Source organism: Vibrio sp. ER1A (genome assembly GCF_000733315.1).
GTDB lineage: Bacteria > Pseudomonadota > Gammaproteobacteria > Enterobacterales > Vibrionaceae > Vibrio > Vibrio mediterranei.
In genome coordinates this window covers 1,086,268-1,098,977 of sequence record NZ_JPJA01000086.1, presented here as the reverse complement: position 1 = coordinate 1,098,977, position 12,710 = coordinate 1,086,268, and the positions used below count along the sequence as shown (strand labels likewise).

Annotated in this window: 11 protein-coding genes and 1 riboswitch; of the genes, 6 read left to right on the top strand and 5 right to left on the bottom strand. The window is 43.7% G+C overall.

Features of this window, described 5'->3' with window-relative positions:
- Positions 1-21: 21 nt before the first annotated feature.
- Positions 22-201 carry a hypothetical protein gene (locus HW45_RS11950; protein ID WP_006069383.1) on the bottom strand — a complete coding sequence of 60 codons (180 nt, stop codon included), beginning with the start codon at positions 199-201 and terminating at the stop codon, positions 22-24.
- A 396-nt stretch (positions 202-597) separates the two neighbouring features.
- A complete protein-coding gene (locus HW45_RS11945; protein WP_038227135.1) occupies positions 598-2,310 on the bottom strand; it encodes an ArnT family glycosyltransferase in 1,713 nt (570 codons plus the stop codon).
- A gap of 316 nt (positions 2,311-2,626) precedes the next feature.
- Positions 2,627-2,691: riboswitch (Fluoride riboswitch) on the top strand.
- 106 nt (positions 2,692-2,797) lie between these two features.
- Here HW45_RS11945 and HW45_RS11940 point away from each other — a divergent pair.
- Entirely contained in the window at positions 2,798-3,490 is a 693-nt protein-coding gene (locus tag HW45_RS11940) for an iron-sulfur cluster assembly scaffold protein (protein WP_038227134.1), read from the top strand.
- Between the two features lie 15 nt (positions 3,491-3,505).
- Positions 3,506-4,480 (top strand): GGGtGRT protein, encoded by a 975-nt coding sequence (locus tag HW45_RS11935; protein WP_038227133.1) that lies wholly within the window; start codon positions 3,506-3,508, stop codon positions 4,478-4,480.
- Between the two features lie 113 nt (positions 4,481-4,593).
- On the opposite strand, the gene HW45_RS11930 is transcribed toward HW45_RS11935, so the two are convergent.
- On the bottom strand, positions 4,594-6,756 hold the full coding sequence (locus HW45_RS11930; RefSeq protein ID WP_081875809.1) for an EAL domain-containing protein: 2,163 nt from the start codon (positions 6,754-6,756) through the stop codon (positions 4,594-4,596).
- A 14-nt stretch (positions 6,757-6,770) separates the two neighbouring features.
- Complete coding sequence (locus HW45_RS11925) at positions 6,771-7,730, bottom strand: phosphate/phosphite/phosphonate ABC transporter substrate-binding protein (RefSeq protein ID WP_038227131.1); 960 nt, start codon at positions 7,728-7,730, stop codon at positions 6,771-6,773.
- 377 nt (positions 7,731-8,107) lie between these two features.
- On the opposite strand from HW45_RS11925, the gene HW45_RS11920 reads away from it, so the two are divergent.
- The gene (locus tag HW45_RS11920) at positions 8,108-8,779 is read left to right on the top strand and encodes a hypothetical protein (RefSeq protein ID WP_038227130.1); all 672 of its coding nucleotides are present in this window, start codon (positions 8,108-8,110) and stop codon (positions 8,777-8,779) included.
- 32 nt (positions 8,780-8,811) lie between these two features.
- On the opposite strand, the gene HW45_RS11915 is transcribed toward HW45_RS11920, so the two are convergent.
- Positions 8,812-9,207 carry a hypothetical protein gene (locus HW45_RS11915; protein ID WP_038227129.1) on the bottom strand — a complete coding sequence of 132 codons (396 nt, stop codon included), beginning with the start codon at positions 9,205-9,207 and terminating at the stop codon, positions 8,812-8,814.
- Between the two features lie 158 nt (positions 9,208-9,365).
- Here HW45_RS11915 and HW45_RS11910 point away from each other — a divergent pair, with 158 nt between their 5' ends.
- The 3 genes from HW45_RS11910 to secF all read left to right on the top strand — a co-directional run bounded on the left by HW45_RS11910 (position 9,366) and on the right by secF (position 12,669).
- Positions 9,366-9,833: a hypothetical protein gene (locus HW45_RS11910; RefSeq protein WP_038227128.1), complete on the top strand. Its 468-nt coding sequence runs from the start codon at positions 9,366-9,368 to the stop codon at positions 9,831-9,833.
- Between the two features lie 107 nt (positions 9,834-9,940).
- A complete protein-coding gene (gene secD / locus HW45_RS11905; protein WP_038227127.1) occupies positions 9,941-11,764 on the top strand; it encodes a protein translocase subunit SecD in 1,824 nt (607 codons plus the stop codon).
- A 2-nt stretch (positions 11,765-11,766) separates the two neighbouring features.
- Positions 11,767-12,669, top strand: a complete 903-nt coding sequence (secF, locus tag HW45_RS11900; protein ID WP_038227126.1) for a protein translocase subunit SecF — start codon at positions 11,767-11,769, stop codon at positions 12,667-12,669.
- Positions 12,670-12,710: the final 41 nt, after the last annotated feature.

Below are 12,710 nucleotides of genomic sequence, written 5' to 3'. Positions count from 1 at the left end.
CTACCCGTCCCAAAGCACCAGCTAAGCCTTACTAATGAGGCGCAGAATCGCTTTATTGATTCCGATTAAGTCATTAACAGTTGATGCGCTATGAATGGCCTCAATTAGTGACTCTTTGCTGCATCGTGGGATGACATCGATATTCTTCACCTTGCCTTCAAGAGTGTTCTTCATTAACTGAAATGTCTTTTGTTCGAACATGTTTATGTGCCTGTGACGTTGTTTTTATTTATTTGGTTTTGAGTCTATCTGACTTTTATGACAGTTAGCCAGACTGCCAAGAGGTAGACTTTAAAATATGTCGTGTGGTATATCAACCGTATTTGAAAAATGATAAAGGCTTCAATAACTCCAATCAAATGCAAAGACTATATAGAACCAAAGAGGTCATTAGGAAGGGATATTATTGCCGTAGCCCGCTAAGATAATAACTTGATTTTCAGTTAGATGCGTGAGGGTGGTTTGCAACTAAATATTAACGACTGTGTAAAATCACCGATGTAGGTTGATGGTATTGTGATCTGTGCAACAAGTTTTAGATGGAAAAAGCCCTCTATTTCTAGAGGGCTGAAATGTTTTATGACAATTTAGTTTCAGCTATTGTCCAGAAAGCCAAAAAACCGCATCCTTTTCTTTGTCACTACGAGGGGTTCCTTTTGCGAGGATCTTATATTGTGTGTCCTCACGGAATGGCGTGAACTTGATTATGTCGGTTGTTGAGTTACTTCTATCGAGCAACAAGTAATCGTAGTCAGGATCCACGCCATCTAAAATGGCCTGTGCGCGCTCTACACTGACTTGTGGAACGGCCCAGTCATGGTAGAGAAAGAATATTGAAGTCATAGTTTCTGAGAAACGCACGCTTGCAATACGGTCTCTTTTTTCTGCTGGCACTTGCTCAACAAAAGCTTGTAAGTCCGGCTTCATGTCTTTTGCAATATCAATCGCTGGGAACAAGTAGTTAAAGGCACTTGAGAAGAATAGGGCAGTGATGATTGCCATCTTGCTCCATTGCGGCCATGGCTTACGTTCTACGATCACCATCAAAACGATAGCGGCGATAGGTAACAATGCTACCAAGTGCCACGTGCTCAACCATTCCATTAGTGCGGGTGGTATTTTTCTCGTTGGCAAAAAGCCTGACCATAAAGGCACAACAGCAAACGCAATCAGAATTAACGACATTAGCGCAAGCCAGCCTTTGCGGTACCAGTTAAACCATTTGCCAGAGAAGCTTGTTAACGCATCTGCAATAATAAGAGCAAACAGCGGCATTAGCGGCGCTAAGTACATAGAACGCTTAGTTACTGAGTAAGACAGTACAAAGATGGCGATAGCAAACCAAAAAGCGAAGAAGCCGTCTGTCCAAGAGAGCTGTTTTGGTTGGCGTAACTTATAGATAAAGTTACCTAGCCATAGTAACAATAGTGGTGTCCATGGCGCACTGTATTCCAGTATACCTTTCACGTAATAGAAAGGTTTTCCTGCATTATTATGACCAAGTGTATTCGTTGCAGAGCCTGTCAGTCGGCCTACCTGGTTATCCCAAAACCATGCTTTCCAAAGCTCTGGAGAAGCCGTCTTGTAGAAAGGATAAATCCAACTCGCGGCGACTAAGCACATCACGCTGATACCAATTACATGCATCAGTACAAACTGGCTGGTTGAGGTCGCTTGTTCTGGAAACTGTTTTCTTAAGGTTAGAGCTCGTAATACTAACGGAACCCATGCCAGACCAATACAAAGCACGATGGCGACTGGTCCTTTACTTAAGAAGGCCAGCCCAGTAAACGCACCTGCAACAATTAAATAGCTTAGCTTTTGACGCAGATAGGCTTCACTAAAGGCCCAAGTTGCAGCGATTGTAGTAAACATTAGTGCTGCATCAACTCGCAACCAGTGAAAGTTGAGGATAAAACCTTCAAGTGTCCCAAGTACAGCCAACGCCATCCATGCGAAATTCTCTCCTTTAAATAGGTAAGCGATTCGATATGTAGCGGCGAGTGAGCCAAGACACAACAGAGATAGAGCAAGTCGCCCTGCCATAATGGCGTCAAGTCCTGTCGCATGCATCAATACGGTTGAGATGATAAAGAACACAGGTGGCTTTTCTACAAATGAAATGCCAGCAAACTGAGGGATAATGAAGTCACCTGTGATGTACATGCTATGAATTATGGCGGCCACACGGGGTTCGTCGGGCGTCCAGACGTCGTGGTCGAATAACCCACTAAATACTACTGTGATGATGGCAAGCAACAAAACGAACTTCCAACTGTTGTTTTGCTCACTTGAATACGATGTTGACACTACTTTTCTCCGTTGACACTGCGAAGGGATATCGCATTACGATCATTCTGTTAATAAAGGTGGTTAATTAAAACTCAAAATTCTAGAGAGACTGCTTTGAGACAGCAATGCCTAACAAGCTAAATAAACGATGTTTTTCAAGATAATTAACGCCAAAATGACACGACTATACCTTGATATTAGAGCCGATTATGTATCGACTTTGTAATAGTTGATATCATTATGCTTATTGCGTTATGAATATAAAACTAAATATTTTTATGAATAATGGTTCTAGACAGGGCTCTTGCACAAAAGTGTGATTTAGATCTAAAATTGCAACCAAGGTGATGGGGTTCCACCTACTTAACCGCCAAATCGGCTGATGACTCCTACAGTTTCTGAAAACAGGTGTATCTGTTGGGACGATCCTATTTTGGGATCGACGAACTGTAGTTAGATCATTAGTTCCGTTCTACACCTGTTTTCCTTTATCGAGGAAAACGACATGCAATACGCTCACGAAATTCAATCTATGTGCCCAATTCAAAGGGGCGACCTTCATGCATCCGCGCCAATTCCTGTCGAAGGCCGCTGGATCAATCCCAAAGACGTTATCGCAATCTCTGGCCTGAGTCATGGTGTTGGTGCTTGTGCTCCACAACAAGGCGCAGCGAAGTTAACGCTTAACGTCAAAGATGGCATCGTAGAAGAAGTGCTTATTGAGACAATTGGTTGCTCAGGCATGACTCATTCCGCGGCGATGGCATCCGAAATTCTTACCGGTAAAACCATTCTAGAAGCGATGAATACTGACTTGGTTTGCGATGCTATTAACGTCGCAATGCGCGAGATCTTTCTTCAATTCGCTTATGGTCGAACTCAATCCGCTTTTTCCGAAGGTGGTCTTGAAGTTGGCGCTGCATTAGAGGACCTAGGTAAAACTCAACGCAGCCAAGTAGGAACGAGTTACTCAACCCGAATCAAGGGTCCTCGTTACATGGAAGTTGCTGAAGGTTATGTTACCCAATTAGCGCTTGATGAAGACGGTGAAATCATCGGTTATGAATACCTTAACCTTGGCAAAATGATGGCTCAAATCAATAGTGGTGTGGCCGCTGACGAAGCACTAGTTAGCGCGAAAGGCACTTATGGCCGCTTTGATGAAGCTGTTAAAACTGTTAATCCACGTCAAGACTAAGTTGAGGAATTTATTATGACTATTACTAAACAAGCACTACTTAATGAAATGAACTTCCTCTCAATTGAAGAAGCACACAATTACTGTCTTGAAATGGGGATTGACCCAAAACAATTGGTTTTAGACACGCAGCCAATCGCCTTTGATAACGCATGTGATGCTTATACTTTAGGTACTGCTTTAGCTCTTCATCGTAAAGCAGCGACAGCGGCGGAAGCGGCTTCAACAATTGGTGAGGGCTTGCAAGCATTCTGTAAACCGGGCAGTGTAGCAGCGCAGCGTGAAGTAGGTTTAGGACATGGTGCGTTGGCAGCTCGATTACTTAATGAAGAAACACAGTGTTTTGCATTCCTTGCTGGTCATGAATCATTTGCGGCAGCGGAAGGTGCGATTAAAATTGCACTGAATGCAAACAAATCTAGAAAATCGCCATTAAGAGTTATCCTTAACGGCCTAGGTAAAGATGCCGCTTACCTCATCTCACGCATTAACGGTTTTACTTACGTACGTACTCAATATGATTACGCAACAGGCGAACTCAATGAAGTTAGCCGCAAACGCTTTAGTAAAGGCGAGCGTGGAGAAATCTTGTGTTACGGTGCGGACGATGTCCGTGAAGGTGTGGCCATCATGCATGCCGCTCAAGTTGATGTAAGTATCACAGGTAACTCGACCAACCCAACGCGTTTCCAACATCCGGTAGCGGGTATTTACAAATCAGAAAGACTTAACCAAGGTAAAGCGTACTTCTCTGTAGCTTCTGGTGGTGGTACTGGTCGTACTCTACATCCAGATAATGTTGCGGCGGGTCCTGCGAGCTATGGTATGACAGACACAATGGGCAGAATGCATGCTGATGCCCAATTTGCAGGTAGTTCTTCAGTGCCAGCTCACGTGGCTATGATGGGTTTCATCGGGATGGGTAACAACCCTATGGTGGGAGCGTCAGTGGCGTTAGCGGTAGAAGTGGATCTAAGACTGAATAAATAGCCTTAATCTCAAGAAAACGATATTGGCATTGCAAGATATTTAAGAGAGTTTGTTTCCTCATAACTATAACAAAACATGTCGTTGAGTATTGCCGCTCCATTGGAGCGGCTTTTTTAGATTTTGAATTCAACCACGTTAGACTCGCTGGCATTGATGAGCCTTTTCACAAAGTCATCCACAGGCATTGGTTTATCGTAGTAATACCCTTGTCCAATCTGGCAGCCGTACTGTGACAGTTTCTCGGCTTGTTCGATTTTCTCGATTCCTTCGGCAACAACAAGTAAGTCGAGGTTTTTCGCCATAGCGACCATGGCCTGTACCAATTGTTGATCCTTAGGGTCAGTGATAATGTCTCTAACAAAGGAACGGTCAATCTTAATTCCGTCTACAGTAAACTTACGCAAGTAACTTAAAGACGAGTAGCCAGTACCAAAGTCATCTAACCATACTTCAATGCCACTCTCGCGGATCGCTTTTAGCGTACGTTCTGCCTCATCTTCGTCTTGAAGCAGTAAGCTTTCCGTGATTTCGATTCGAATTGCTTTGGCTGGAACTTGATATTTCTCCATATAAAACGCGAACATTTCCACCAAATTCTGTCTGTAAAGTTGCTTTGACGAGATATTGATAGACGCATGGAAATCAGGTGCGAAGTAAGGTGCCCACTGCTGTAGCTGAATACAAAGTCTTTCAATTAACCATTGCCCTAATGGCAATATCATCGCGGTTTCTTCTGCAATAGATATGAAATCAACAGGAGGAACGATACCTAGGGTTGGGTGCCTCCAACGAACTAACGACTCAGCACCAAGTATCCGTCCGGTCTTTATGCAAACCAATGGTTGGAACCAGAGTTCGAATTGTTGCAAATCGGACAGTGAACGTCGTAATTCTCGTTCAATATTGGCACGATGTACGACAGACTTGAACATCTTAGGGGTAAAGACCTTATGAGTGTTCTTGCCATCAGCTTTGGCTCGATACATGGCAATGTCTGCATTTTTGATTAAATCTTCAGACGTTTTGCCGTTATACGGATATCTGGCGACACCTATACTGCCTCCAACAACGAGTTCTTCATTTTCCATCAAAATAGGAGAGCGCACCGCGACAAAGATCTTTTTGATTACGGCGTCTACGTCCTCTGTTGTTTTTAAGTGCGGAATAAGCATTAAAAACTCATCACCACCGATACGAGAAATCATGGTCAGGGGGTGGTCATTGGTAATGTCACGAGCACATAAACTGAGTTTTTCAGCCAGCCTTATCAGTAAAAAATCACCACTATCATGACCGTAATTATCATTGATTACCTTGAACTCATCTAAATCGAGAAACAACACCGAAAATGAAGTCGCTGGATAAGACTTAATTGTGCTCTGCAAATGCTGTATAAAACGTGTGCGGTTAGGCAGTTCAGTTAACGCATCGTGGTAGGCTAGGTGAGTGATCTTCTGCGTGCGCTGCTCGAGTTTGGTTGCCATTGAACGAACGGCAATACTCAAGTCCCCAATCTCATCCTGTCTATCAACCGCGGTGATGTTTTCCGCACGAGTAAAATCTCCTCGGCCTATGGCGTCGGTTTGCTCGGTAAGCTTAATGAGCGGCTTACTCCAACGGCGAGAAATGATGGTTGCGATGATAGCTGAGATAGTCAGCAGTAATACGGCTGCCAGTGCCACGCCAATGTATAGCTCCTCTTGAGAACGTCTATCGATGGCCTTTATCAGAGTTGCTACTGAATCAATATCCTTTTGCACCTTATCGAGTGATAGTTCGATAAACACACCACCAATTACTTGGTCTGCTGCTGCGATTGGGCGGAATACGGTTAGGCTATCAGGTCCGAAAGACTGAATTGAGCTGCCATAACGTAGGACGCTGCTAATCTGGTTGGGATAAGGAAAAGGTTTACCGATGTTTTCCAGTGATTCATCCCCATCGTGAAATACTCGTCCTTGTTTATCAAAGATGACCAGACGTTTAACTTCACCTAATTGGGTAATTGGCTTAATGAGGTAGCTGGCCTCTTCTTGGTTATACATATAAAGAGGATCAAACATCGCATCTGACAGATAGCTCGACATTTGCTCAGCTCGTTTACTCAACTCGGCTCGAAAGGTCTTGCTGTTTTGAACGGTTAGCTCATTTAGCAGTCGACTCGATTGCGCTGAGGAAAGCCATATATGAATACCTGCGCTGGTCAACGTCATGACAACAGCTAGTGCAAATGTCACTAGCATGTATTGTCCTTGTAGTCGTAGTCTCAACTTCATTCAATTACCCTAAATCAGTTGAACCATGCTTCTTCGACTTGAAGACGAGCGGCGTTGTATTGTGGAAATAATGTGAGTTGGGACGCAGGTATCTCATCAAACTTTGCCGTTTTCTGAAACTGTGCAAGCGCAGCAGCGCCCGTCTGATCCGAGTCTGCGTTGAGCAATGTATCTTTAACGGTCTGTTTTACCTCTGTTGGAAGGTTGTTTCTGATAACCATGACACTGCGAGGAACACTTTCAGTACGATAGAAAATTTTCATGGTCGACTTTATATGTTGAGGCATATCTCCCAAATCGTCCCAATTGGCGTTAGAGAAAGCGGCCGCATCTACTTGAGAACGATAGACCCAAGTAGATAACGAGATTTCATCCGCTTTAGGAAGAACGTCCCCTGTCAGTACGACACCAACTTTATCTTTTAGACCAGGAGTAAAGGAGCTCGCGAAACGTACTGGTTCTAGATGATATTCACTCAGTGTTTTCATCGGCAAGTAAAACCCGGAGGTTGAGCTTTGGTCTTCTAAAGCAATAGTTTTCCCGGTTAGATCGGACAATGAATTGATATCGCTGTCCTTTCGGGCAAAAAACACGGTGTGGTATTCAAATTCACCTTTTTTCCAACGTCGAAGAATAATTTCACCATTATGTTCGCTTTGTAAAGCGAGTGCAGCAAACAGAGTTTCAGATACCAGATCTATTTCTCCAGAATCCAACCATTGTCCGAGCTCTAACGCCGATTTGGTTACCTTGACCTCGGCTTTCGTATACCCATATTGACGGAGGTTGTCAGCCAGGTACCTGGCAAGTGGCGCAGAGAAACCAATATGCTTTCGGGCTTTGCTACTAAGTACCCCTATAGTGAATGTTTTACCATCCTCTATACTGTTCCCTGCGTTAGTGTTAGCACTGGCGATAGTAATGCCAAATACAAACTGAGAAATCAGTAGTCCTAATAACAACTTTAAGCGCATTAATAACTAACCCTTACACAATAGTGCTAAACCTATACTAGTCGATTTGATCTTGAAATCGAGTTTAATCACTGACTTAGGTATACCCTAATCGACCAGCTTAGTTGCTCTACATTACATTAAGTAATGGAGAGCGCAAACCAGCGCTTAGTGCTCTATTGATTGAAATATAGTCGTTCTGTTGCAGTAAATACAGACGAAGTAAACATTGCAGAAATACTAGCACATTCATTAACTTAATGAATGTATTTATATGTATTGCAGGATGATTTAAAGCGCGAATTTAGCGAAGTGTGATTATCTGCTAGAATCCTGAGTTAATTATTCACCCTTGTTGCCGATAACGAATAACAAGCATTAGATAAAATGGGTCAGTTGTGAAAAAGGTAGTGGTTATTGTATTGGCGGTCGTAACGCTAGTATTAGCTGGTCTTGGTATTGCTTATTATCTGGGCTATTTCAATCAAGATGAGACCGAAGCGATTGTGCCTCGAACGCATCCTGATTTACAGAATACAAACGATGATGCGCCTTCTGACATTGTTGTTGAACAGCCCACCCCGTCTCCTTTACCAGAATATTATTTTGTAGCGAGATCATTCGAGAACGTCCTTACTCAACCCGACCTCGCCTCTGCAACTGATGGTGTGGCGTACTATGGTGAAAAGTTGAAAGTTCTTGAGAGAGAGGGGGAGTGGATACGCATCGCGCCAATTTATCAACTCGAAGAAGGGGCGGAAGAAATATCTCAGTGGGTAAATACAAAGCATCTAGTGACTAAAGAAGTTAACCTGAGCGGCGAGCGTTGGTTAAATGTCTTAACGGACTACATCAAAGGCAGTGATGACTTTATGCTCTATCAAGAAAAATTCTTTGACGCTTCCACTAAACTGGTGAAGCAAGAACGATGCAGATTGTCTGATTTTGAAGAACTAAGTGGTTGGGTAAAGTCGATTAATCATCAAGATAGTGTTTATTTTACCTACTGTGGTGGGATTGAATCGGAGAATAAAGTTTATTTGAATGTCGCGACGGGAGAGTTATTTTAATCTACAGCGATAAGAATATAGCTATTAATAGCTTAATAATCGTCCTGTTTCCGTTCTGCATTACGAGCCATGTCTTTAGCATACTGTTTGAGACGTTTAAGAGCGGTGAGGTCTCCTCTCTCAATATGCTCTATGGGCGCGTACCCGTTCAAGTTTTTGGCATTGTTTCTGACATTAATGAAGTTGTTGATGAAATGAGAACTTTCAAACGCGCTACGCAGTAGGCCATCTATTTCAACCACTAAGTGAACGCGCTCAAGTGTTGAAGGGCCAATAGGCACAGTAGCCGGCGTAACTTTTAAGCGTGCATGCTGCTCAGGCGAAATTTCTAAAATGGCTTCTGTCTGTAAATTAGATGCACCCCACCCATCGAGTACGTTTAATGCGTACTTCACTAGGGTCAATCTTTCGTTTTGTGACAGTTCCATTGTCATTCCTTTCTACCGTTACTTATTGACTATAGTTGGCGACATTTATTCCCTCAACATAAAGTAAACGGTTTCTAATATTCGATTTAGTATTTTTTATTTGTCTTTGAGGCAACATAGGCAGATAATGCAGATCTTGGTGTCATGAGGCTAGTTTTTTGTCTAAGTTCTATTTGCAGTTTATTGTTTCTCTGGTAGTTGCGTTTTTCGCTCCGCTAGGGGTAGCTGCGTCTGAATCGGCAAATTCACAGAACTCATCTTCTGGTATTTCTCTATGGAAAGATCAAGCTTCACTTGGTGTTTCAACCAGACTTGGCCAGACAACCAGACAAACCCCAACTCCTCAAAAGCCGAAATCAAAGTCATTTGGCGACCACGATGCTAAGGCGATACTCACCGTCTGGCGTTGGACTGGTAACAACAATGAGAACCATGAATTAGAAACGCCTACTTATAGTGTGGTGTTCGATTACAGTTGTACTGGCCAACAAGAGTTGCGCAGCGCTACCGTTAATGAAGCGCTGATAACCCCTTTCTTCTTTAGCTATGTCCAAAGCAACCACCGTATTAGTGGTTGGAAAGATGGCAACACGCTCTACGTTTTCCTAAATACCCAATACGCATAGTTCGTTTTCAACCATAAATTTATCCACCTCTACTCCAATGCAATGCATGGAGAATAGTGGCTGTGATTAACTGTATTAAAAGTTCAGCATAACGCTGAGGGAAAACTATGCGTAAAAAGCCTCAACCAAGAGCAGTATTAAACAAATACTCTACTTGGAAATATATCGTTCTTGTCGTGACCTGTGTGGTCTTGACTCTTAGTGCACTACCGTCTTGGTATGGCGAGAAGCCTGCTATTGAACTAAAAGTTAGCGAGCACAACGAGCATTTAAACTCGGTATTCAAAATCAATTCCTTACTACATGACGACGGCATCAAACCAGAATCCGTCAGCATGGAAAGCGATGTCGCTCAACTTGTATTTGACAATGAAGCGGAGCAAACCAAGGCTCGAAATGCCCTTGGTGAGTGGGTGGGTAAGGATGACAGCATGTCCTACTCTTACACATCAGTCGCACCCGAATGGCTCCAAACGATGGGCTTTACCCCAATTAAACTTGGTTTGGACTTACGAGGTGGCGTTCAATTCCTATTGAACGTTGACGTAGACCAGGCGGTTTCTGAGCAGCGTGATGCAGTGGTCGATGAGATTAAGCAAGACTTGCGTAAAGAACGTATCTTCGGTGTACAAGTACGCCCTGACACTGATACTGGCATTCGTGTTACTTCAAAAGACAGCGAAGGCGAGATTGCTGTTCGTAAATTTGTGAATGCTAACTACCCAGAATGGCAAGCGAAGGGAGAAGGGGATGAGTTATCTATTAAGATGAAAGCTCAGAACTATGCAGATTTCCAAAATCTAACCATGCAGCAAAACCTAAAGATCATGCGCCAGCGTATTGAAGAATTGGGTATCACGGAAGCAATGGTTCAGCGTCAAGGCGAATCAGGTATTCGTATCGAACTTCCAGGTGTTCAAGACCCATCATTGGCAAAACGCGTGATTGGTGCTACTGCGAGTTTGGCTTTCCATGAAGTCAGCACTTCATCAAACCCTGTATCTACGCTTAAAGTGAAAGACGAACAAGGAAAACCGGTTACTTTGGTCAAGAAGCCAGTATTGACGGGTGAACACATTGTTAACGCTCGCGTAGGTTTTGACCAAATGCATCGCCCTGAGGTTGATATTTCCCTCGACCATGCTGGTGGCAAAATGATGAGCGATTTCTCTGCAACGCACATCGGTAAGCCGATGGCGACGGTCTATCGCGAGTACGGTGTGGATGCACGAGGTGAAACTCAGCGCAATGAAAAAGTCATCAGTGTGGCAACCATTCAATCTCAATTGGGTAGTCAGTTCCGTATTACAGGTTCGGGTAACTTGGAAGAAGCTCAGCAGCTAGCTCTGCTACTTCGTGCAGGTTCTTTGACAGCGCCTGTGACCATTGTTGAAGAGCGTACCATTGGTGCATCTCTCGGTGCGGAAAATATCCAAAATGGTTTTGCAGCTTTAGCATTAGGCATGGGACTAACTCTGACCTTTATGGCGCTTTGGTATCGTCGATTAGGTTGGGTAGCTAATGTGGCGTTGGTGCTAAATATGAGCTGTTTGTTAGGTCTAATAGCACTGGTGCCGGGTGCCATCTTAACGCTTCCGGGTATTGCTGGTTTAGTACTTACAGTCGGTATGGCGGTAGATACCAATGTACTTATTTTTGAACGTATCAGAGATAAATTGGCGGAAGGGCGTAGCTTTGCTCAAGCGATAGATCAGGGTTTCAACTCTGCAGTGGCAACCATCATGGATGCAAATATCACCACCATGATTACGGCGGTTATTCTCTATGCCATTGGTAATGGTCCGATTCAAGGGTTCGCATTAACGCTAGGTCTTGGTCTGCTAACAAGCATGTTCACGGGCATTTTCGCATCGCGTGCAATTATTAATTTGAAGTGGGGACGAGACACTCGTCGTGAGGTGAGGGTTTAATCATGAAAAACTTCTTTAAAACTAATATTCGTTCCATTCGATATTTTACTAATGTGCTTTCCATTGCTTTGGTCGTGATTTCGATCATCGCCGTTGGAATGAGAGGATTGAATTTCGGTTTGGATTTCACCGGTGGCGTTGTGTCAGAGGTTCAACTGGCATCAAATACCAACCAAAATGAACTGAAACAGACACTAGAACCCGTTTTAGGCGATGGCATTACAGTTACCCAGTCAGGAGAAGAGGGGCGCTGGACTATTCGTTATGCTGCAGACCAAGGTGCAGCAAAACACAATGAGTTCAAAGAAACGCTGCTAAAGGCATATCCAGGTTCTACCATTGTCAGTGACAGCATTGTTGGTGCTCAGGTTGGTCAAGACCTTTATGACCAAGGCGGTCTGGCGCTGTTAGTTTGTTTGCTTTGTATCTTAGGCTACTTGAGCTTCCGATTCGAATGGCGTTTGGCTAGTGGTGCATTGGCGGCACTTCTGCATGATGTCATTTTAGTGTTGGGCTTTTTTGCGTTAACTCAGATGGAGTTTAACCTCACGGTTTTCGCTGCGATCTTAGCCATCTTGGGTTACTCGCTGAATGACTCGATTATTATTGCCGACCGTATTCGTGAAATCCTGAAGTTGCGTCCAAATGAGCAAACTGCTGATGTAAGTGACCAAGCAGTTATAGCGACGTTTGCGAGAACAATGGTGACTTCTGGTACTACTCTGATTACCGTTGCAGCGCTTTGGTTATTGGGTGGTGATGCGTTACAAGGCTTCGCTACGGCAATGTTTATTGGTATTTTCTCCGGCACTTGGTCATCAATTTCAATGGGTACCGTTATCCCAGAATGGTTGCACTTAGAATCGAAACATTACCAACCGATAGAAATAGATACTGCGCCTTAAAAGTATTTGTAGTGGCATACGAAAAACCGCCAGTATCTGGC

Coding starts and splice junctions, on each gene's coding strand:
- HW45_RS11950 (WP_006069383.1), bottom strand. CDS start 201: ATGTTCGAACAAAAGACATTTCAGTTAATGAAGAACACTCTTGAAGGC.
- HW45_RS11940 (WP_038227134.1), top strand. CDS start 2,798: ATGCAATACGCTCACGAAATTCAATCTATGTGCCCAATTCAAAGGGGC.
- HW45_RS11935 (WP_038227133.1), top strand. CDS start 3,506: ATGACTATTACTAAACAAGCACTACTTAATGAAATGAACTTCCTCTCA.
- HW45_RS11930 (WP_081875809.1), bottom strand. CDS start 6,756: ATGAAGTTGAGACTACGACTACAAGGACAATACATGCTAGTGACATTT.
- HW45_RS11925 (WP_038227131.1), bottom strand. CDS start 7,730: ATGCGCTTAAAGTTGTTATTAGGACTACTGATTTCTCAGTTTGTATTT.
- HW45_RS11915 (WP_038227129.1), bottom strand. CDS start 9,207: ATGGAACTGTCACAAAACGAAAGATTGACCCTAGTGAAGTACGCATTA.
- secD (WP_038227127.1), top strand. CDS start 9,941: ATGCGTAAAAAGCCTCAACCAAGAGCAGTATTAAACAAATACTCTACT.
- secF (WP_038227126.1), top strand. CDS start 11,767: ATGAAAAACTTCTTTAAAACTAATATTCGTTCCATTCGATATTTTACT.